19 protein-coding genes are annotated in these 20,810 nt (G+C 46.9%); all 19 read left to right on the forward strand.

Annotated elements, in window-relative coordinates; genetic code table 11:
- The first annotated feature begins 84 nt into the window (after positions 1–84).
- The 19 genes from NST40_RS00275 to hslO all read left to right on the forward strand — a co-directional run bounded on the left by NST40_RS00275 (position 85) and on the right by hslO (position 20,804).
- Positions 85–1,752 carry a polysaccharide biosynthesis protein gene (locus NST40_RS00275; RefSeq protein ID WP_076218448.1) on the forward strand — a complete coding sequence of 556 codons (1,668 nt, stop codon included), beginning with the start codon at positions 85–87 and terminating at the stop codon, positions 1,750–1,752.
- A 27-nt stretch (positions 1,753–1,779) separates the two neighbouring features.
- Positions 1,780–3,279 carry a nucleoside triphosphate pyrophosphohydrolase gene (mazG, locus tag NST40_RS00280; RefSeq protein WP_076277928.1) on the forward strand — a complete coding sequence of 500 codons (1,500 nt, stop codon included), beginning with the start codon at positions 1,780–1,782 and terminating at the stop codon, positions 3,277–3,279.
- 289 nt (positions 3,280–3,568) lie between these two features.
- Positions 3,569–3,841: an HU family DNA-binding protein gene (locus tag NST40_RS00285; RefSeq protein WP_036678778.1), complete on the forward strand. Its 273-nt coding sequence runs from the start codon at positions 3,569–3,571 to the stop codon at positions 3,839–3,841.
- Positions 3,841–4,119: an RNA-binding S4 domain-containing protein gene (locus NST40_RS00290; RefSeq protein WP_076130073.1), complete on the forward strand. Its 279-nt coding sequence runs from the start codon at positions 3,841–3,843 to the stop codon at positions 4,117–4,119. The genes NST40_RS00285 and NST40_RS00290 overlap by 1 nt, the downstream gene beginning before the upstream one ends.
- Before the next feature lie 159 nt (positions 4,120–4,278).
- On the forward strand, positions 4,279–4,563 hold the full coding sequence (yabP, locus tag NST40_RS00295) for a sporulation protein YabP (RefSeq protein ID WP_036678773.1): 285 nt from the start codon (positions 4,279–4,281) through the stop codon (positions 4,561–4,563).
- Positions 4,560–5,123 (forward strand): spore cortex biosynthesis protein YabQ, encoded by a 564-nt coding sequence (gene yabQ / locus NST40_RS00300; RefSeq protein ID WP_076277927.1) that lies wholly within the window; start codon positions 4,560–4,562, stop codon positions 5,121–5,123. Before yabP ends, yabQ begins: the two co-directional genes overlap by 4 nt.
- 24 nt (positions 5,124–5,147) lie before the next feature.
- The gene (locus tag NST40_RS00305) at positions 5,148–5,483 is read left to right on the forward strand and encodes a septum formation initiator family protein (protein ID WP_076130075.1); all 336 of its coding nucleotides are present in this window, start codon (positions 5,148–5,150) and stop codon (positions 5,481–5,483) included.
- A gap of 124 nt (positions 5,484–5,607) precedes the next feature.
- The gene (locus tag NST40_RS00310; RefSeq protein WP_036678766.1) at positions 5,608–6,108 is read left to right on the forward strand and encodes a S1 domain-containing RNA-binding protein; all 501 of its coding nucleotides are present in this window, start codon (positions 5,608–5,610) and stop codon (positions 6,106–6,108) included.
- Positions 6,109–6,451: 343 nt separating this feature from the next.
- Positions 6,452–8,959 (forward strand): stage II sporulation protein E, encoded by a 2,508-nt coding sequence (gene spoIIE / locus NST40_RS00315; RefSeq protein WP_076277926.1) that lies wholly within the window; start codon positions 6,452–6,454, stop codon positions 8,957–8,959.
- Positions 8,960–9,485: 526 nt separating this feature from the next.
- A complete protein-coding gene (locus NST40_RS00320) occupies positions 9,486–10,232 on the forward strand; it encodes a VWA domain-containing protein (protein ID WP_038568031.1) in 747 nt (248 codons plus the stop codon).
- Positions 10,216–11,160: a serine/threonine protein kinase gene (locus tag NST40_RS00325; RefSeq protein WP_094902328.1), complete on the forward strand. Its 945-nt coding sequence runs from the start codon at positions 10,216–10,218 to the stop codon at positions 11,158–11,160. Before NST40_RS00320 ends, NST40_RS00325 begins: the two co-directional genes overlap by 17 nt.
- 36 nt (positions 11,161–11,196) lie before the next feature.
- Positions 11,197–12,639 carry a tRNA lysidine(34) synthetase TilS gene (tilS, locus tag NST40_RS00330; RefSeq protein WP_076219481.1) on the forward strand — a complete coding sequence of 481 codons (1,443 nt, stop codon included), beginning with the start codon at positions 11,197–11,199 and terminating at the stop codon, positions 12,637–12,639.
- Between the two features lie 46 nt (positions 12,640–12,685).
- A complete protein-coding gene (hpt, locus tag NST40_RS00335) occupies positions 12,686–13,225 on the forward strand; it encodes a hypoxanthine phosphoribosyltransferase (RefSeq protein WP_036678757.1) in 540 nt (179 codons plus the stop codon).
- Positions 13,226–13,334: 109 nt separating this feature from the next.
- Positions 13,335–15,389, forward strand: a complete 2,055-nt coding sequence (gene ftsH, locus NST40_RS00340; protein WP_036678755.1) for an ATP-dependent zinc metalloprotease FtsH — start codon at positions 13,335–13,337, stop codon at positions 15,387–15,389.
- 259 nt (positions 15,390–15,648) lie between these two features.
- On the forward strand, positions 15,649–16,587 hold the full coding sequence (gene nadA / locus NST40_RS00345; protein ID WP_036678753.1) for a quinolinate synthase NadA: 939 nt from the start codon (positions 15,649–15,651) through the stop codon (positions 16,585–16,587).
- 39 nt (positions 16,588–16,626) lie between these two features.
- Entirely contained in the window at positions 16,627–18,243 is a 1,617-nt protein-coding gene (gene nadB / locus NST40_RS00350; RefSeq protein WP_076277923.1) for an L-aspartate oxidase, read from the forward strand.
- Positions 18,233–19,108 (forward strand): carboxylating nicotinate-nucleotide diphosphorylase, encoded by an 876-nt coding sequence (gene nadC / locus NST40_RS00355; protein ID WP_076186819.1) that lies wholly within the window; start codon positions 18,233–18,235, stop codon positions 19,106–19,108. The genes nadB and nadC overlap by 11 nt, the downstream gene beginning before the upstream one ends.
- Positions 19,105–19,872: a type III pantothenate kinase gene (locus tag NST40_RS00360; protein ID WP_036678745.1), complete on the forward strand. Its 768-nt coding sequence runs from the start codon at positions 19,105–19,107 to the stop codon at positions 19,870–19,872. Before nadC ends, NST40_RS00360 begins: the two co-directional genes overlap by 4 nt.
- Before the next feature lie 47 nt (positions 19,873–19,919).
- Entirely contained in the window at positions 19,920–20,804 is an 885-nt protein-coding gene (gene hslO / locus NST40_RS00365) for an Hsp33 family molecular chaperone HslO (RefSeq protein ID WP_036678742.1), read from the forward strand.
- The last annotated feature ends 6 nt before the right edge of the window (positions 20,805–20,810 follow it).

A 20,810-nucleotide genomic window follows, 5' to 3' on the forward strand; every position in this document is an offset into this window, starting at 1 on the left:
TACACAAAACCGTTTCTACTTGTGGGCATACATACGTTATAATATAGAAATTCATCCCATCAAAGTTGTAGAAGCAGGTATTATATGAAATCTAATACACAAACATCACGATTGCTGCAAGGCGCATTTATCCTTAGTGCCGCGGCCATTATCTCAAAGCTTATTGGCACACTTCAAAAAATTCCGCTGCAAAATCTAGGCGGAGATGCTGTATTTGGTATATACAACACAGTGTATCCCTTGTATACAATGCTGTTAACGGTAGCTATGCTAGGTCTGCCTGCGGCGATCTCCAAATTTGTCGCCGAAGCTTCGGCTGGGAGACGCGATGAAGAAGGCCGCCGGATTCTACTATTATCCGCGCTAATTACAGGCATCAGCGGCTTGATTATCGGCGCCATCACCTATGCAGGTGCACCCATCATTGCCGAATGGGTAGGTAACTCACATGTAATGCCTGCCTTGCGGACAAGCGCCTGGGGTTTGGCAGTTGTCCCTGTCATGTCAGCCATACGCGGGTATTTTCAGGGGCTGCATAATATGGTTCCTACTGCCGTGTCACAGATTGTAGAGCAGTCTGTACGGGTTACAGTGATGATTGTTCTTCTTTTATATCTCACTTCGCAGGGAGCAGGAGCTGAGAGCATCGCTGCTGGCGCGCTGCTTGGTTCTGCCGGAGGGGGAGCTGCAGGGCTTGTAATTATGCTGCTGTACTTGAGACGTCACCACCGGAGGGTAAAACAGGAAGCTGCTGCTGTCGAAAGTCAGCGTGTAAGAGCGCTGGATGCAGGACATGGGCTAGGTTCCAAGCAAGGGTTTATGGGCATTAAAGCAGGTACACTGCTGGCTTATGGAATTCCCGTAATGCTAGGTGCACTGGCTATGCCTCTTATCGGTCTTGTAGATGTATTCACTGTGCCTCGACTGCTGTCGTCTGACGGAAGTGAAGTAGCTGCGATGGCCCAGTTTGGTGTGTACAATCGGGGTTTGCCACTTGTGCAGATTATAACGATGATTGCCACCTCACTGTCTGTTGTGTTCATTCCAGCTTTGGCGGAAGCGAAGTACAAGGGAGATATGAAGCTGATTGAGACCCGCTGCAGCTTGTCGCTGCGTTGGTTCTGGCTGTTAGGTCTAGCGGCCTCAGCGGGCCTTGCAGTGCTTGCTGAGCCGATTAATATGGCTCTTTACGGCGATACCGCTGGCAGCAGCACAATGACTTGGCTGGCTTTTACCGCTGTTGGCGGTACAGTCAGCATCATCTCTGCTGCGCTCCTGCAGGGCCTCGGCTACGTGCGCGCCCCGGCCCTGCACCTTTTGGCCGCCGCGCTGCTCAAGGCGGCCCTGAACCTGCTGCTGGTTCCGCAGCAGGGCATTACCGGCGCGGCCATCGCTGGCGTGGCTGCGCATTCGTTCGCAGCAGCGCTTAACGTGCTGCTGCTGTACCGCCAGGGCCATCTGCGGCTTCGCCTCGCAGATGCCCTGGCACGGCCCGCGCTGCTCACAGCGGGCCTGGCTCTTGCCGCCGCAGCTGCCAGCTGGGGCACTGGCGCCGCGGCTACGGCCGCTGGCATCGGCGGCGGACGCACCGCCAGCTTGGCGCAGAGCCTGCTCGGGGTGCTCGCAGGCTGCGTTGTCTTTGCCGTAGGCGCGGTGGTGCTGCGGCTGCTCAGCGAAAGCGAGCTTCGCCAGCTTCCGGGCATCGGCCCGTCTCTGGCGGACAAGTTCAAAAAGCTGCGATTATTTCCATAATTAACCCGCTTAAAAGGAGGAACAGATATGAGTGCAACATTAACAGTTGTCGGTCTCGGGTCAGGTAATCCCGATCGGCTGACACTAGGAATTATAAAAAAACTGAAGGCAGCATCCGTTGTCTACGTTCGTACCCAAGAGCATCCAGTCATGGCTGCTCTCACCGAGCTTGAAATCGCCACGCAATCCTTTGATGGACTGTATGAAACATTAGCTTCGTTTCCTGAGGTTTATGCTGCAATTACTTCAAAATTGATTGAAGAGGCTCGCTCCGCCGCAGACGGTACAGATATTGTCTATGCGGTTCCGGGGCACCCCATGGTTGCAGAGTCAGCTGTTTCACAGCTGCGTCAGCGTTGCCCGGAAGAAGGAATAGAACTGCAAATATTAGGCGGGGAGAGTTTTCTGGACGAGGCGTTTGTGCGACTGGGGTTCGACCCTATTGAAGGCTTCCAGTTATTAGATGCTTCAGGCATTCGCAGCGCTCAGCTTCAACCTGAATTGCATACTCTGATTGGCCAGGTTTATGACAGCTTTACAGCTTCGGAGACAAAGTTATGTCTGATGGAGCTGTATCCGCCCGAATATGAAGTGGTGGTGGGTCATGCCCTTGGCGTGGAGAACGAAGAAAACATTGTGACTGTTCCTCTATACGAATTGGACCGGCTTGAGGGTTATGGCAATTTGTCTCTGGTCTATGTACCTGCGAATCGTGAGGAGAAGCTAAGAAATCGTACTTTCGCTCGCTTGCATGAGATTGTCGATATTTTGCGCAGTCCGGACGGTTGTCCGTGGGATCGGGAGCAGACTCATGAATCTTTGCGTAAAAATCTAATCGAAGAAACCTACGAAGTGCTTGAGACGATTGATGAGGATGACCCAGACCATATGAAAGAGGAGCTGGGCGACCTTTTGCTGCAGATCATGCTGCACTCCCAAATGGAAGAGGAGCTGGGCACGTTTAACGTATTTGACGTCATAGAAGGACTGAATGATAAGCTTATCTTCCGCCATCCCCATGTATTTGGTGACAAGAATGCGAATGACGCTGAAGAAGCTCTGATCAATTGGGAGGGCATGAAGGCAGAGGAGAAGCGGCGTAAAGGCGTGAAGCCAGAGGAATTATCCGCCCTCAGTGGGGTTCCGCGTGATTTGCCCGCTCTTATGAAGGCGTACAAGCTTCAGAAAAAAGCATCCAAGGTGGGCTTTGATTGGGACAACGCTACGGATTGCTTAGCTAAGGTTCGTGAAGAAGTAGAAGAGCTGCAAGAAGCCATCGATACTGATGCAGCCGCCGAGGATCAAATCCTGGAGCTGGGCGATCTATTATTTGCTGTTACCAATGTTGCCCGATTTATTGGCGCAGATCCGGAAGAAGCTTTAACCCGGACCAACCGCAAATTTGTGCGTCGGTTTCAGTATATCGAGCAAAGTCTGCGAGCCAAGGGTATGAGTGTAGAAGATAGCAGCTTGGAAGAGATGGAAGAGTTGTGGCAGGAGGCAAAGACTGAGGAACGAAAAGTATAGTAATTTTCTCAGACTATGTACGGTATACGGACCTTAAGATGAGGCAATGCTGTGAAAGTAGCATTCATCTCTGATTTAGATTATGGCGAGTAGTTTAATAGTGCTATAGAATAGATTCTGCGACGATTTCTGAGAAATAACTGTTTCTTTTTTTAAAAAACGACGATTCGTGGCAGGATTTTAAGATGACATCAAGAATATCATAAAGACGAAATGACGGCTTGCCCCATAATATGGCGGTGAATCTCGTTTCATTTATTTTTTCGTATCCTAGGAGGAACTTTAAATTATGAACAAGACAGATTTGGTAAACAACATTTCCGAGAAAAACGGATTGGCAAAAAAAGATGTAGAAGCAGTATTGAACGGATTCTTGGGTGAGATCACAGAAGCTTTGGCAAAAGGCGATAAAGTTCAACTGATCGGTTTCGGTACATTCGAAACTCGTAAACGTGCAGGACGTACTGGTCGCAACCCGCAAACGGGCACAACGATTGAAATTCCAGAATCAACTGTACCGGCATTTAAAGCTGGTAACAAGCTTAAAGAAGCCGTTAACTAATGCGTCTTGACAAATTCCTGAAAGTGTCCCGATTAATCAAGCGCCGTACAGTGGCCAAGGATGTGTCCGAACAAGGCCGGGTGCTGATTAACGGGCGGGAATCTAAGCCAAGTAGTGCAGTTAAGATCGGTGACGAGATTACTGTGCAATTTGGACAAAAGCTTGTAACGGTCAAAGTCGAAAAGCTAGTCGAAACGACACGCAAGGACGAAGCCGCTGGTATGTATACTCTACTTCGGGAAGAGCCTGTTGCCAAAAGCACCGGCTTGGACTGGTAGGAGTAACATAGTTAATAGTAAATAAGAAGGAATAACTTTACATATTGTAGAGTTGTGCCTTCTTTTTTCTTTTTTTATCTCTCTTATTTTAGTGGATTGGAATGTTCTATAACTTCTTCTACTGCCATAGATTAGAGGTAAGAAGGAGGGGTACATGCTATGATCGAGCCAGGAAAGGTAAATAAACAGCATGATCTGCACATGCGCAGTCGTAAACAGCTAGAGTTGACGGGCGTGCAAAATGTGGAGAGCTTTGATAGCGAGGAATTTTTGCTTCGTACAGAACTCGGCCATCTCACCATTCGCGGGAATCATTTACATATCAAAAATTTAAGTCTGGAGAATGGACTGTTGTCCTTGGAGGGCAATGTACATTCCCTGATTTATCTAGATCCCGGATCGCAGGGCAAAAATAAAGGTCTACTCGGTAAGCTATTTAAATGAATCCTGCAGTTCAGTGGCTGACGCTGTTCTACATGATATTGGCCGGGGTGACAATGGGACTGGCCTATGACAGCTACCGGGTGCTGTCGCTCAAGTTCAATTTTCCCAAATGGCTGAATGCCATGCTTGACCTGCTGTATTGGCTTTGTGCTGCTTTGTTTGTTTTTAGAATGCTCTATGCCGGAAATCAGGGGCAATTGCGATTTTATGTCTTTTTAGGTTTATTTCTAGGAATATGGATCTATTTTTTGATCTTCAGTGTTACGGTGCGGCGTTTTGTGTTAATGTTAATTCAATCGGTTCAGTATATGTGCAGATTGCTATGGAGACTTGTGGAGATTCTAATAGGTAAACCTCTTCGCTGGCTTTGGCGCCTTATTATAGGGTTGCTATTGCTGCTAGGTCGTATTCTATTATTCATCCTTAAGCTTCTGCTGCGTCTAACGAAGCCAATTTGGGTATTACCAGTAAGGTGGATTTCTCCATGGTTATCTCGGCTTAAGCATAGCGCCTGGATCGTGAAGATTACTGGATGGATTACCAAATGGCGGAAACGCTGACCTTTGAATTAGGGGGTACGCTGCATGAACAGATTCACTGCGGAAGAGAAAAGTAATCCCAGCAAAAATTCGGCCGCAGGCGCGAAGAGAAGAAGAGTTATGTGGATTCTCTTTGTGGCAGTATTTTTTGGCTGGGCGGGTTATACTTACTTCAATCAAAGTGCGGCAATTACGGACAAGGGCGAGCAACTCGCCAAGAAACAAAAGACTAGTGAGAGTGTCACAGCATCTTTGAATCAACTGAAATATGAAGTGTCCAGACTTAATGATGATGAGTATATTGGCCAATTAGCGCGTAAATGGTACAATATCTATCCTCAAGGGGAAACTCCTATTCGAACAGAGCAATCAGAGCAATAATACTGGCTAAAAGAGGCTTTTACTCTGTTGCCTTGCTTTGCTCTTTACTGTATAATCAAATCACCGCAGACAGGATGACCTTAATATTCGTCTGTATATTTTTAAGGGAGGATCATTTTATTCTATGGCAATTGAAGTGGGCACCAAGTTAGAAGGCAAAGTGACAGGCATCACGCATTTCGGAGCATTTGTGGATCTGTCAGGAGGTGTCACAGGTCTCGTTCACATCTCGGAAATCGCCGATAATTACGTCAAGGATGTTAACGATCATCTGAAGATTAGTGATGTAGTAACCGTCAAGGTGATCAACGTCGATAAGGACGGCAAGATCGGACTTTCCATCAAGCAGGCTGTTGACAAGCCAGCATCGGAAGTACGTCCGCCTAGAGCTCCAAGACCAGAACGTCCTAGCGGCGGAGACCGTTTCGGCGGCGGTGGCGGCAGTGGTGGAGGCGGCGGTGGATTCAATCGTGAACGGGGTGGGCGTCCATTTAAGCCTGCAGCCGGTAAACCTTCATTCGAGGATAAAATGTCGCGATTCCTGAAAGACAGCGAAGAACGGATATCTTCGATTAAGAAGAACACAGAAGGAAAGCGCGGAGGCCGTGGAGCCAAACGCGTATAATCCAATACCTGTACATCATAAATAACCGCAAGGGCATTTCGCCCTTGCGGTTTTTTTGTCGTGTCATATAAACTTGCCGACAGCATCCATGTCATTCTCACATAACTCTAGGGCAATCGCTGGCGAATGACCGCCAGGCTTGCGCCTAAAACTGCACTGGAAACAAGCTTAAGGAGAAGCAACCTACTGCGCCGCAAGGGATCGATCTATTTTTTTAGGAATAATGAACAAAGGCTTTTTTGTCGGAAATTTCTTATGACTGTCCCTCCATTTCTGACAAACTTTCTCAAATGACCCGCTATATAATGAGAACCATAAATTCTTAAACGGGTGGTGTAGGGAAATGAGTAAAAGCAATGTGGTGAATTTGCCAGAGTGGACAAGAGTGGGAAGCGAAGATAAGAAGCAGAGACAAGCCTTAGGCACGCGTATTATAGCTTGGGGTCAGAAGCAGCGATATATTCAGCTTATTACAGCGAAGAAGTGGATGCTTCTGTTAAGCTTTATGGGGTTTCTGCTAGGTAGAGCTATGATTCTGGACGAGCTGTCCCCTTTTGCTGTCGCATATTTTGCCGTCATTGTGTTTATGCGTCGAGACTCTATGTTACCTGTAGCGGGTGCTATTATAGCTGGAAGTCTCTTCACTCCGTTTCCGGGCGCCTTGGTTACTACGGCTGAACTGATTATCTTTTTTCTTGTTTATAGAGGGCTTGAAAGTTTCGAACGAATAGATTTGTCCTATGCACCCCTTATGGTCTTCGTATCTTCGTTTATGGTTGGCCTGTTCAAGATTGTTCTCGGACCGTCTCTTTCCTGGTACCCTTTTATGATGACTACTTTAGATGCTTTACTCGGGTTTGTACTTACGCTTGTGTTCATTCAGGCACTTCCTCTACTAACTTACAAACAAAAGAGCAGATCGCTGAGGAACGAGGAGATTTTATGCCTTATTATTCTGTTAGCCTCCGTAATGACAGGCCTTGTGGGCTGGACACTTAATGGTTGGTCATTAGAACATATATTGTCTCGTTATTTAATTTTGCTCTTTGCTATGGCAGGAGGCGCTCCGCTCGGTGCAGCTGTTGGGGTAGTGACGGGGTTGATCCTCAGTTTGGCTGATATCAGTGCTATCTATCAGATGAGCCTGCTTGCTTTTTCCGGAATGCTAGCGGGAATGATGCAGGGTGGGCGAAAGGGTGCGGTATCTATCGGCATGCTGCTGGGATCAACGATCCTTTCCGTCTATTTTACGGGTCCGGGTGATATGATGGCCTCAACATGGGAGACCTGCGCAGCAGTAGTGCTGTTTCTATTAACGCCTAAGGCGATGATATCAGCGATTGCAAAATATGTACCGGGCACGTCAGATCATAGCCGATCTCAACATGAATATGCCCGCAGGGTCAGGGATCTGACTGCAGAACGGGTCACTCAATTCTCACAGGTATTCCAACAGCTCTCCAGTAGCTTTGGTCAGATTCCACGTGCCGGAGAAGTGGGCAAATCGGATCGTGAAATGGAAGATTTTATGAATACGGTCACAGAAGGCGCCTGCGCTGGCTGCATTCGCCGTACCCACTGCTGGGATGCAAAATTCTATCAGACATATAGATACATGACAGATATGATGACAACTGTTGAGGAATGCCCTGATATTACGGCTGCTCAGCTGCCACCGGAATGGAGCCGTATTTGTGGCAAAACCGGAGAAGTGCTTGAGGTCATGAAGGGACAATATGATCTCTACCAACATGATATGCGGTGGAAAAGACAAATATACGATAGTCGCCAATTTGTTGCCGAGCAGTTGTCAGGCGTGTCACAGGTTATGGAAGACTTGGCCAAGGAAATTAAGCGCGAGGGACAGGCCATGTATCGGCAGGAAGCGCAAATCCGCGAGGCTCTTGAGAAATTGGGACTGTCTATTCATGGCATTGAAATTTTAAGTCTGGACCCAGGACGCGTAGAAATAGAAGTAGTGCACGCTTATAATCGCGGTTTTGATGAATGCCGTAAAATGATTGCCCCACTCCTCTCCGACATTCTGGATGAGAATATTGCTGTCATGAGTGAGACGGCGGTTCATCCCCGGGAAGGACTCTCAATGGTTACCTTTGGTTCAGCCAAAGCCTTTGAGGTAAACACGGGTGTGGCAGTTGTTTCAAAAGGTGGGGATATGCTGTCTGGCGATAGCTTCAGCACCGTAGAGCTTGGAAATGGCACTTTTGCAGTATCCATTAGTGATGGTATGGGGAATGGTGAACGGGCAAGGATGGAGAGCAGTGCCGCACTCGGCATGTTAGAAAAGCTGCTGCAATCCGGAATGGATGAGAAGCTGGCTGTAAAGTCGGTCAACTCAATTCTTTTATTACGCTCCCCTGATGAATTCTATGCTACTGTCGACATGGCTTTAATCGATCAATATTCTGCGCAGACAACGTTTATGAAGATTGCTTCAGCACCAAGCTTCATCCGGAGGGGGAGTGAGGTCATTCCAATAACCTCTAGCAATCTGCCTATAGGAATCATTAAAGATATTGATGTGGATCTAATCAGTATGCAGCTTCGCCCCGGCGATATTTTAATTATGATGACCGATGGTATTTATGATGCGCCTGGATATGCCGTTAATAAGGAGATATGGATGAAACGGATGATCCAAGAGCTTGAGGGTGATGATCCTCAAGATTTAGCGGATAGCCTGTTGGAGAAAGTAATCCGTTATCAGGGCAATGAGATCCTTGATGACATGACTATTGTCGTCAGCCGTCTTGATCATTTCCATCCGGAATGGTCCAGCCTGCATATGCCGGGCATCGGTCGTATGGAGCGCCCGCGTACGGTAAGTTAGTTATTTTAGGTTTAGTAGGTTTTAATGTTGGGCACGCGCGAAGCGTCGTGTTGCTTGTATAGTTTAAGGCACGCGCAAGATATAGTGCTGCTTGGGGGCACGCGCGAAGCGTCGTGTTTCTTGTGAGTTTGTAGCACGCGTAAGGCGTCGTGCTAATGGAGGCAGTCGAGGCGAGTCCGTGATGTGTAACTCGCCGGCCTCTACTATTCTCGTTTCAATGGTCGGCTGACTTGGGACGGAATCTGTAGATCTAAACTGTTTACTAGTGAAGGTATGGAACGGAGAGAAAGTTTGGAGCTGTAGAAGCGGAGCGTTCGCCTTTGTCCTCGGATTCCAACCGCGAGAGGCGGTTCTAATCAAGGAATCTGAGGACAACAGCGATCGAAAGCCCAAACATTTCTCGCAGTTCCCCTATTCACTACCCCCTATTTGATCGAAATTCCCACACTTAATATCGACCGTTTGAAATCTCTCATTTCTGGATATGCTAGAAACAGAGGTTCAAACAAAGGGGGAGTTGAGGGTTATGAAGCAAATTATGCTCATTACTGACGGTTGTTCGAATGTAGGAGAAAGTCCGGTGTTGGCAGCGGCGCATGCCCTGCAGGAGGGAATCACCGTAAATGTGGTCGGTGTAGTTGATTATGGAACGATCGGTGAAATCGGCAGCCGGGAGATTGCTGACATTGCCAAGGCCGGGGGAGGCCTTAGCCGAATAGTCGGAACACCACAACTGGCGCAGACGATTCAGATGATGACACGCAAGACCGTGGTTCAGACGATCCAGCAGGCGGTTAATAAAGAGGTAAAAAAGATACTAGGCGACGGCTCACTGGATCAGCTGCCTCCTGTTCAACGTTCACAGGTTGTTACAGTTGTAGATGAACTGACAGAAACAACGCCTCTGCGCATTGCACTTCTTATCGATGCCAGTGCCAGTATGAAGCCTAAACTGGGTGCTGTGGAAGATGCAATCCGCGATTTGGCACTCAGTTTAGAAGCACGGGAAGGCAAGAGTGAGATCGCTGTGTTTCATTTTCCCGGAAATAACAGCAGTGAAGATGCCAAGCTTGACCTGGATTGGACGCATGACATGTCAGGTATTCGTACGCTATTCTCTAAATTACACATGAGAGGCGCAACACCGACTGGCCCAGCTATTTTCAAGGTGCTTGAACATTATCGTTATGATACACTGGATGAACATCGTGGACGCCGACTAAGCGATGACCACGACGAAAGAGAAGGGATGATTGGTGGGTATGTCGTCTAATCCGTCCTATCCTACTGGTACCTTAATTAACGGCAAATGGCGGGGTAACCGTTATGTCGTTGAGCGGATGCTGGGAAGGGGCGCGAACGGAACCGTATATCTTGTGCAAAGAGAAGGCAGACGGGAAAGGTACGCGCTAAAAATCGGATACGATACACTTGAACTTCAATCGGAGATCAATGTACTGACCTCGCTGCAATCGCGACGAAAGCGGAATGAACATCGGGCTCGTCGTGAGAATCCATTGTCTTCTTATTTTTTGGAAGCGGATGATTTTGCGAATGGGGATAATATCCCCTTCTATGTGATGAGGTATGTTGAAGGCAAACCGCTGCATCATTTTTTATCGAAAAACGGTCCCGATTGGTTAGGCCTGGTAGGTCTTGGTCTGCTTGAAAAGCTGCGCACACTGCATGAATGTGGATTTGTGTTCGGTGATTTGAAGCCCGAGAACGTCATGGTATCAAAGTACGGCGAAGTCGAGCTGATCGACTTTGGGGGCACAAGCCCTATTGGTCGTAGCGTGAAGCAGTTTACCGAATGGCATGATCGTGGTTTCTGGAATGCGGGCAGTCGAATCAGCGATGAGGGTTACGATCTTTTCGCATTTGCTGTGCTGTGTCTTCGTTTGCTCAATGAAGAAGGGCTCAAAAAGGCAGCCTTACAGCTGCCGCAGACGAGAAGTGTGGACGAATTATTTAAGCTGGCTAGAAATTTACCCAACAAGAAACTATCCTCCTGGATTTGTATGGCGTTAAAAGGGGGGTTCTCAGGCTCTGCGGATGCTACTGAGGTCTGGCGAAACCATATTTATAACTCGCGCAGAAAGCGCCCGGATAGTATGGACACCCCGCGGTGGTTAAAAAATGCATTCGCATTGTCTTTGTTTTTGCTCGCCTTTACGATTTATTGGGTATTCCGTTTTTGAACTCATACATATAGTTGGAGAGAGAGGGGGGCGCATATGGAGCAAATGAATGGACTGGTGGAGTCTGTATTGGAGTCAGCAGCCGAGCATGAGCTGTGGGCGCCCCATGACACCATTGTAGTCGCAGTTTCCGGCGGCCCGGATTCTGTGGCTCTTTTGCATGTTTTACATGAAATATCTTTAAAATTTATACCGCTTACCTTAATATGTGCTCATGTGAATCATGGATTTAGGCCGGAGTCGAAGGAAGAGGCAGAGCTCGTACGTGGTATGGCTGAAGAATTGGGATTGCCCTTTGAGTTTGCGGAATTCGATATTCCCTCCTTGGCTAAAGAGAGTGGACTTGGTCCTGAGGGTACTGCACGTGAGAAGCGGTATGAATTTCTGATTGATACGGCACACCGATATGGGGCGCGTTCTGTTGCTCTGGCTCATCATGCTGATGATCAGGCAGAAACTGTAATTATGCGTCTATTACGCGGAAGTGGCTTATCTGGACTGTCGGGTATCAAGTGGAAAAGAACAGAAAAAAAGGTGGAACTCATTCGCCCATTCCTACGTATTAACAAAACAGCACTTTTAGGGTTATGCCAAAATGAAGGTTTTACTTATGCTGAGGATGCCACCAATCTGCTGACGAAATACAAGCGGAATGCCATTCGTTTGGAAGTTCTTCCTTTTCTGGAAAAGTATAATGGCAGAGTGAGGCAATCCCTCGTACAGCTTGCGGAAATTGCGGGAGCTGAAGATGAGTATATGGAGACGTCTGCGGCAAAATGCTTTGAAGAGCTAGTTTCGGAAGGGGATGGGAAATACACCTTTAACAGAGCTTCATTTGCTGCCATACCCTCCGCTTTACAACGGCGTTTGATTAAACTAATATTAAATTATCTGTCGGCGGATTTATCTGCCCTTGATTTCCCCAAGATTGAAGCTGTACGTCGGGGAACGCTGCAGAGCTATCCCACCACCTGGAGCTTGGATTTGGGTGGAGGCCTGACTTGTATGCGGCAATATGATAGTATCTTGTTCTCGTCCAAGCCCACGACGCCACAGGCAAGCTATACATATCGTCTGTTTTTACCGGACTCTGAGCTTAAATTGGAGGAAATAGGTAAGGTGATGTCGATGGCGGTACTGGAGAGAGAAAACTTTTTTGTACAGGGGGAGGATTATGGGAAGATGTCGGCTTGGTTTGACCGTGATGAACTGGTCTTTCCACTGACGATACGATCCCGATTGCCTGGAGATACCATAAGGATCATGGGATTAAACGGAAGCAAAAAGGTAAAAGATATTTATATTGATGATAAAATACCTGCTTCCGAACGGTCATTGATTCCCCTCGTTTGTGATGGTTTGGGCAATATCGTCTGGATTCCGGGCGTAAGACGCTCGATGCATGCCGCAGTAGGGCGGCACACGACCTCCGTACTTCTATTGTCTCTGGCAGAGCTGGATGACCACGAAGTCACGTAATGGTCGAAGTAAGTCTTTCATAGTATAACTTAGGAGGTTTCGCAAGTTGCAAAACGATATTCAAGAAGTATTAATCACCGAAGAGGAACTTCAGCAGAAAATTAAGGAGCTCGGTCGAACACTGAGCGAAGAATACGCAGGTCGTACCCCTTTAGTAATTTGTGTACTAAAAGGTGCGTTTATATTTATGGCAGATTTGGTTAAAGCCATTACAGTACCTGTTGAGATGGATTTCATGGCAGTGTCCAGCTATGGAGCATCCACCAAGTCCTCTGGAGTAGTCAAAATTATTAAGGATTTGGATGTATCGGTAGAAGGCCGCGATATCTTGATCGTTGAAGATATTATTGACAGTGGTCTTACACTCAGCTATTTAATTGAGTTGCTCCGCAACCGGAATGCTGCTACTATCTCTGTGGTTACCTTGTTTGATAAACCATCAGGCCGCACTGTTAATCTTGAAGCCAGCTACACAGGCTTCGTGTTACCTGACGAATTTGTAGTAGGTTACGGATTGGATTATGCCGAGCGGTATCGGAACCTCCCATATGTTGGAGTACTGAAACCTGAGATTTATTCCAATTGAACTAAGGACTGCCTCGATCATACGGATCGGATACCCACAACTTCCTTTATTTGAGGTGTCCCAAGAGGCTATGGTACAATAACTTGAGTGTTGTGAGAGGAGGTAGGGGATGAATCGGTTCATCCGGAATTCTGGTTTTTATTTGATTTTATTTTTAGTCGTGGTGGGTATTGTCCAGTTTGTGAGCAATGGAAATGAAGCCGCCGATTTCCCTAGATACGACGAGTTACGGCAGGAGATCAAGAACAACAATGTGAAGGATTTGACGGTTCAGTTTGAGGGTAATGCCTTTCTGGTCACAGGCGAGTATAGAGAGCTGCCTGCCGATACTAAATCGAAAAGCTTCTCCACATATATTCCTCCTACAGATGCCGCTATCAATGAACTGATTCAAGCCAGTGATGTTAATGGGATTGAATTAACTCAGAAGAAAATGGAAGGTACCAGCATTTGGCTGACATTCCTTTCTTCAATTATCCCACTGGTAATTATGTTCATCTTGTTCTTCTTCCTGTTTAACCAGGCGCAAGGTGGCGGCGGTAAAGTCATGAATTTCGGCAAGAGCAAGGCTCGGTTATATAATGAAGAGAAGAAGAAAATCAGCTTTGAGGATGTAGCAGGGGCGGACGAAGAGAAGCAAGAGCTTGTCGAAGTCGTTGAGTTCCTAAAAGATCCACGCAAATTTGCAGCTGTTGGCGCACGTATTCCTAAGGGCGTATTGCTTGTAGGTCCTCCGGGAACAGGTAAAACATTGCTTGCCCGTGCGGTAGCAGGGGAAGCTGGCGTTCCTTTCTTTAGTATTTCCGGTTCTGACTTTGTGGAAATGTTCGTGGGTGTCGGTGCTTCTCGGGTACGTGATTTGTTCGAGAATGCTAAGAAGAATGCTCCATGTATTATCTTCATTGATGAAATTGATGCTGTGGGTCGTCAGCGTGGCGCCGGTCTTGGTGGCGGACATGACGAGCGTGAACAGACGCTTAACCAATTGCTGGTTGAGATGGATGGATTCGGTGGTAACGAAGGCATTATTATTGTAGCGGCGACTAACCGCGCTGATATACTTGATCCGGCATTGCTTCGTCCAGGACGTTTTGACCGTCAAATTACGGTTGACCGTCCTGATGTGAAAGGCCGTGAAGCTGTACTTAAGGTTCACGCTCGTAACAAACCGCTTACGAAAGATGTAAGACTGGATGTTGTTGCTAAACGCACAACCGGATTCACAGGTGCTGATCTGGAGAATCTGCTGAATGAGGCAGCTTTGCTAGCTGCACGTCGTAACCGTAAAGATATTTCCATGATTGAAGTGGATGAAGCTATTGACCGTGTTATCGTAGGTACTGAGAAACGCAGCCGTGTGATCAGTGACCGCGAGAAACGTATTGTAGCTTATCATGAAGCAGGCCATACTATTGCAGGTTACTTCCTTGAGCACGCCGATATGGTGCATAAAGTTACTATTATCCCACGCGGACGTGCAGGCGGATATGTTATTATGCTTCCGAAGGAAGATCGGATGATCGTTACCAAGCAGGAGCTTTTGGATAAGGTTACTGGATTACTTGGTGGACGTGTTGCTGAAGAATTGTTTATTGGTGAGATCGGTACGGGTGCATACAGTGACTTCCAACAGGCTACGCGCATCGTGCGTGCCATGATTATGGAGTACGGTATGAGCGATAAGCTTGGACCTATGCAGTTCGGATCTTCTCAAGGTCAAGTATTCTTGGGTCGTGATATTGGGCATGAACAGAATTACAGTGACTCCATTGCTTATGAGATTGATCAGGAAATGCAGAACTTTATTACTTCGAGTTACGAACGTTGTAAAGATCTGTTGATCAAACACTCCAAAGAAATGCACTTGATTGCCAATACATTACTTGAGAAAGAAACACTTGAGCTTGATCAGATCACACAACTGATTGAACAAGGATTCCTTTCCGAGGATGGTAAACCAGAGGGTGGCGAAGGTGTTGCCCATGAAGTTGGCGAGCCTGTCATCGACAATATCGGTGATGTGCGAGTTCGCATTCAAGGCAAGCCTGAGGATGAACAGTCCACACTTCCTGACCTGTCGAAGGATATCCCGAATAACCCTGATTCTGAGGGTAATGACGGTTCCGGTGATGACAACAAAGGTGGGGGCACTAGCCTTACCTAATTGGGTCCACCATTCATATGATGTAAATTTATCCGGAGAACGTAACTGTTCTCCGGATTTTTTATTTTAATTTTTAAGGGATTCTATGCCTTAAAGCCTGTCCAGTTACATTGACAGAGGCTGGAACGTTGTGTACATTAGTGATTAATATTACTTACTATTTATATCAGCATGTTCATTTTTTCACCATGATGGCGCATGCCATTTGATAACATCATGTCGGCGAAAAGCCGCGAGGATTTAAGGGGGAGAACAATCGGTGGAAGCTCTGGCGCTTGAGCGCAAGCAGGAACAGAATCGAGAACTTCGTATACGTCTTGAACAGCTTAAAAAGGAACGAAACGCAATCATTTTAGCTCATTATTATCAACGTGATGAAATTCAGGAGGTTGCCGATTTCCGGGGCGACTCTTTTTTACTCGCTCAGAAGGCTGCAGAGACAGATGCAGAAGTTATTGTATTCTGCGGTGTTCATTTCATGGGGGAAAGTGCAAAAATTCTAGCCCCGAACAAAACCGTCCTTATTCCTGATGAACGTGCAGGCTGTCCAATGGCAGATATGGTCAATGTAGACGGTTTGCGTAAGCTAAAAGCTCAACATCCAAATGCTAAAGTAGTCACTTATATCAACTCGTCCGCCGAGATTAAAGCAGAAACCGATATTTGTTGTACCTCTGCTAATGCTGTGAAAGTAATCGAATCCCTTGACGCCGAAGAGATTATTTGGGTCCCAGATAAGAATCTTGGTCAATATGTACAAGATCAGACGGGCAAGAAGCTGATTATTTGGGAAGGCTATTGCAACACTCACGACATGTTGACCGTCAAAGATGTAGTAGAAATGAGAGCAAAATATCCAGATGCGGAATTTGTAGTTCATCCAGAGTGTCGTCCTGAAGTAGTCGCCATGGGTGACTATGTAGGCAGCACTACATCAATTCTGGAGTATTGCCGGAAATCGGATCGTAAGCAATTTATCGTTGGAACGGAAGATGGTACCGGATATCAGCTTCGTAAGGATAGTCCAGATAAAGAATTCCATTTTGCTACCAAATTTCTTGTTTGTCCTAATATGAAAGTTAATAATCTAAAAAAACTGGTGAAATGCCTGGAGACGATGAAGCCACAAATCTATGTACCGCCTGCTGTCGCCGACAAAGCCAGAACATCCCTAGAGCGCATGCTACAAGTCCGGTAGCATGCGCTACTCTTTCGTTGAAACAGGTGAAAAGCGGTCATGATTCCACAATATTTGGTTGATTTTGATCTTCGGGATATTCCTACGGTAAAGACAGATTGTATTGTTATTGGTTCAGGGATTGCCGGGTTATTCACAGCTATTAAAGCCAGTGAAGATCGGCGTGTCATAATGATCACAAAGAAATCAGTAATGGAAAGTAATACTCGCTATGCACAGGGGGGGATCGCAGCTGTTATAGCTGAGGATGATTCCCCTGCTTACCACCGGCAGGATACCTTAATGGCCGGAGCAGGTCTTTGCTCCTCAACAGCTGTCGATGCACTTGTTAATGAAGGGCCGGAAGGCGTTCATGAGTTAATTCGCTTAGGAACTCTGTTTGATAAGGAAGATGGGGTACTGGCTTTGACTCAGGAAGGTGCACACAGCCACCGCCGTATTTTGCATGCTAATGGGGATGCTACAGGTTATGAGATTGTTCGTGCATTGGCGGAACAGGTAGCCGAACATGAGAATATTGAGGTCTGGGATGATCATTATGTTATCGATCTCATCACTGAAGGTGGAGAATGTGTAGGCGCATTATTGCAACGGCCCGGTGGTGGAAGGTTGTTCCTGCAAGGGGATGCGACCATTTTGTGCTCTGGTGGAGCAGGACAATTATATCGATACACTACCAACCCAGAAGTAGCTACAGGAGATGGTGTAGCGATCGCCTATCGCGCTGGGGCTCATATACGAGATATGGAATTTATTCAATTTCATCCTACAGCACTTAGTTACCCGGGAGCTCCTAGATTTTTAATCTCCGAAGCTGTGCGTGGGGAAGGAGCAGTCTTGCGCAATATTAATGGAGAACGGTTCATGGAACGTTATCATGACCTGCTTGAGCTAGCTCCGCGGGATATTGTAGCACGAGCTATTGTAAGTGAAATGGAACATACTAAATCAACGTTCGTTTATTTGGATATTACACATGAATCTCCAGAGATGGTGAAGCATCGGTTTCCCACAATATATGAGACATGTATGGGCTATGGACTGGATATTACAAGTGATTGGATTCCAGTGGCTCCCGCTGCGCATTATATGATGGGGGGGATTAAGACCGATCTGAATGGAGAGAGCACCATCCCACGTCTGTTTGCTTGCGGAGAGGTTTCCTCCACAGGCCTGCATGGCGCTAACCGTTTAGCTAGTAATTCATTATCTGAGGCCATTGTATTCGGACAGCGTATTATTGATCGGATTCATGAGCTTTCCCCGCTGGACCGTGATGTTTTATCGGTTAAGAGTAACGAGGGACGTGTAGATTCGCCAACTCAAGCTATTGTGGAACGTCGTTTGAAGCTACAGAAGGTAATGGTTCGATATGCCGGACTACGTCGTAACGAAGAGATGTTACTTAAAGGACTAGATGAATTAAAACGACAGCTGCCAATCTTTGGATCAGCATTGTCCAAACGTGAGGAATATGAATTTGCTAATATGCTGACCTGCTGTTTGCTTGTGACAGAGTCTGCTCTGGCACGGGAAGAGAGCCGTGGGGCGCATTACCGTGAGGATTATCCGCAGCGGGATGATGATCAGTGGCGTAAGCACCTGCTTCAAATTCGCGAACTGGGAATAGTGGAGGAATTAAGCGATGATGTTTAATGGTTACAATGAAGAGCTAGTACAATCCATCAAGGCCTGGTTGCGGGAAGATGTTGGTTCCGGAGATGTAACCACGCAGATGACGATTCCAGTGGGCCATGAGTCCAAAGGGATTATTCATGCCAAGGAAGACGGTATAATTTGTGGCATTCCAATTGCAGAGCTGGTCTTTGAAATTGTGGATCCGGCACTTAGTTTTACAGCCCTTGTCGAAGAAGGCCAAGCTGTAACTAAAGGGACAGTAATTATTGAGGTTGAGGGCAGCACACATGCGATTCTAACAGGTGAGCGGCTTGCGCTTAACTTGATGCAGCGTCTTTCGGGTGTGGCATCACGTACAGCTTCTTTCGTGCAGGTGTTGGAGGGATTACCAACTCGTCTAGTGGACACACGTAAGACAACACCAGGTCACCGGATGCTGGAGAAATATGCTGTTCGTATTGGTGGAGGCTTTAATCACCGTTTTGGGTTATATGATGCAGTTATGATCAAGGATAATCATATCAAAGGCGCAGGTGGTATTCGGCAGGCTGTAGGTCGTGCCCGGAAGAACATCCCGCATACGATGAGCATCGAAGTGGAGACCGAGAATTTAGAGCAAGTCGAAGAGGCGCTGGCAGCAGGTGCTGATATTATAATGCTCGATAACATGTCTAACAATATGATGAAGCAAGCCGTGGCTAGGATTAAATCGAAAGCTCCGCATGTTAAGACAGAGGCTTCTGGCAATGTATCGTTAGAAACCTTACGCGGGATTGCTGAAACGGGTGTGGATGTGATTTCTGTCGGGCGCCTTACGTACTCCTTCTCCAGTCTGGATATCAGTCTAGACCTTAATGCCAAGAAGGAAGGGCCTTTGTCATGATGCTTGCTGTCGATATCGGTAATACCAATATTGTTCTCGGTGTATATAGAAAACGCGAATTGCTGCATCATTTTCGGCTAAGTACTGCGCGTCAATCGACCGTGGATGAATATGGAGTAATGATACACAATCTTTTTCACATGTCAGGTATATCTGTCAAAGACGTTGAAGGTGTAATTATATCTTCGGTTGTTCCGCCACTAGTTAAGACTATTGAGGATATGTGTATTAAATATATAGGGAAAGACCCATTGATTGTTGGACCAGGGATTAAGACGGGGCTTAACTTACGTTATGAGAATCCGCGTGAAATTGGCGCAGACCGGATTGTTAATGCAGTTGCTGCGATTGAACAATACAAATGTCCACTTGTCGTTGTTGATTTTGGTACGGCTACGACTTTTGATTGCATTGATGCAGGTGCTAATTATCTTGGTGGCGCGATTGTCCCCGGTCTAGGCATTTCAACGGAGGCATTATACCAGCGGGCATCTAAGCTGCCGCGAATTGAATTGGAGAAGCCTAAAAAGGTCATCGGGCGTAATACGGTGCACGCGATGCAGGCCGGGATTATTTTTGGCTATGCGGGTCAGGTTGAGGGCATTGTTAAACGAATTAAAGTCGAGATGAACGCTCCCGAACTGAAGGTTATTTCGACCGGAGGCCTTGCCTCGCTAATTGCGGGTGAAACGGACTGTATCGATGAAGTAAATCCTATGTTAACGCTAGAAGGATTAAGAATTATTTACGATCGTAACCAATAAAGATAAAGAAGCCTAAAAGGCGAAGAGATAGGAGGGCTATGCACCCAATGGAAAAAAAGAAGGATCGACTAATCCGCGGCACGGCTCTTAATGGTAAAGTGAGAGCGTTTGCTGTCCGCACAACTGAATTGGTTGAAGAACTAAGACGCAGACACGATACGTATCCAACGGCTACAGCCGCAATGGGACGTACAGTTACCGCTGCAGCCATGATGGGCGCTATGCTCAAGGGTAGTGAGAAGCTGAGTATTATGGTTAAAGGGAATGGACCGATCGGACAAATCGTTGCAGAATCCAATGCATTGGGAGAAGTGCGTGGTTATGTGCATAATCCTCACATTCATTTACCGAGCAATAGCATGGGGAAGCTGGATGTAGCTGGAGCGGTGGGAACTGAAGGGTTCATTGATGTTATAAAAGATTTAGGTATGAAAGAGCCGTACAGAGGTAGTATTCCTATTATCTCCGGGGAGCTTGGCGATGATTTCACCTATTATTTTGCGGTTTCTGAGCAAACTCCAGCTGCGGTCGGCCTAGGTGTACTGGTAGATACCGATGAGTCAGTAATTGTGGCTGGAGGATTTATTGTTCAGCTTCTTCCTGGTCTGACTGATGCGGAGATCACAGAGATTGAAAAAGCTGTAGGGGCGATGCCTTCTGTAACAGCGCTTCTCGATCAGGGGCTGGAGCCAGAAGAAATGCTGCGCTACCTGTTGCCGGATGCAGTGGTTATGGATGAACTGGATATTAACTTTGCTTGTCAGTGTTCGCGTGAGCGGGTAGAGCAGACATTGGTTAGCTTAGGACGGGATGAACTGGAGAGATTAATTGCAGAAGATGAACAGGCTGAAGTCGTATGCCATTTTTGCAATGAGGCTTATGTTTTCAATAAGGACGATTTACAGGTCATTTTAGAACAAGCGAATTCGTAGGGTATT

The sequence above is a fragment of the Paenibacillus sp. FSL R10-2778 genome (genome assembly GCF_038593035.1).
Classification (GTDB): Bacteria; Bacillota; Bacilli; order Paenibacillales; family Paenibacillaceae; genus Paenibacillus_AQ; species Paenibacillus_AQ odorifer.

What these genes read in the sequence shown, in the direction of transcription:
- NST40_RS00275 (WP_076218448.1), top strand. Translation starts at nt 85, where the DNA reads ATGAAATCTAATACACAAACATCACGATTGCTGCAAGGCGCATTTATC.
- mazG (WP_076277928.1), top strand. Translation starts at nt 1,780, where the DNA reads ATGAGTGCAACATTAACAGTTGTCGGTCTCGGGTCAGGTAATCCCGAT.
- NST40_RS00285 (WP_036678778.1), top strand. Translation starts at nt 3,569, where the DNA reads ATGAACAAGACAGATTTGGTAAACAACATTTCCGAGAAAAACGGATTG.
- NST40_RS00290 (WP_076130073.1), top strand. Translation starts at nt 3,841, where the DNA reads ATGCGTCTTGACAAATTCCTGAAAGTGTCCCGATTAATCAAGCGCCGT.
- yabP (WP_036678773.1), top strand. Translation starts at nt 4,279, where the DNA reads ATGATCGAGCCAGGAAAGGTAAATAAACAGCATGATCTGCACATGCGC.
- yabQ (WP_076277927.1), top strand. Translation starts at nt 4,560, where the DNA reads ATGAATCCTGCAGTTCAGTGGCTGACGCTGTTCTACATGATATTGGCC.
- NST40_RS00305 (WP_076130075.1), top strand. Translation starts at nt 5,148, where the DNA reads ATGAACAGATTCACTGCGGAAGAGAAAAGTAATCCCAGCAAAAATTCG.
- NST40_RS00310 (WP_036678766.1), top strand. Translation starts at nt 5,608, where the DNA reads ATGGCAATTGAAGTGGGCACCAAGTTAGAAGGCAAAGTGACAGGCATC.
- spoIIE (WP_076277926.1), top strand. Translation starts at nt 6,452, where the DNA reads ATGAGTAAAAGCAATGTGGTGAATTTGCCAGAGTGGACAAGAGTGGGA.
- NST40_RS00320 (WP_038568031.1), top strand. Translation starts at nt 9,486, where the DNA reads ATGAAGCAAATTATGCTCATTACTGACGGTTGTTCGAATGTAGGAGAA.
- tilS (WP_076219481.1), top strand. Translation starts at nt 11,197, where the DNA reads ATGGAGCAAATGAATGGACTGGTGGAGTCTGTATTGGAGTCAGCAGCC.
- ftsH (WP_036678755.1), top strand. Translation starts at nt 13,335, where the DNA reads ATGAATCGGTTCATCCGGAATTCTGGTTTTTATTTGATTTTATTTTTA.
- nadB (WP_076277923.1), top strand. Translation starts at nt 16,627, where the DNA reads ATGATTCCACAATATTTGGTTGATTTTGATCTTCGGGATATTCCTACG.
- nadC (WP_076186819.1), top strand. Translation starts at nt 18,233, where the DNA reads ATGATGTTTAATGGTTACAATGAAGAGCTAGTACAATCCATCAAGGCC.
- NST40_RS00360 (WP_036678745.1), top strand. Translation starts at nt 19,105, where the DNA reads ATGATGCTTGCTGTCGATATCGGTAATACCAATATTGTTCTCGGTGTA.
- hslO (WP_036678742.1), top strand. Translation starts at nt 19,920, where the DNA reads ATGGAAAAAAAGAAGGATCGACTAATCCGCGGCACGGCTCTTAATGGT.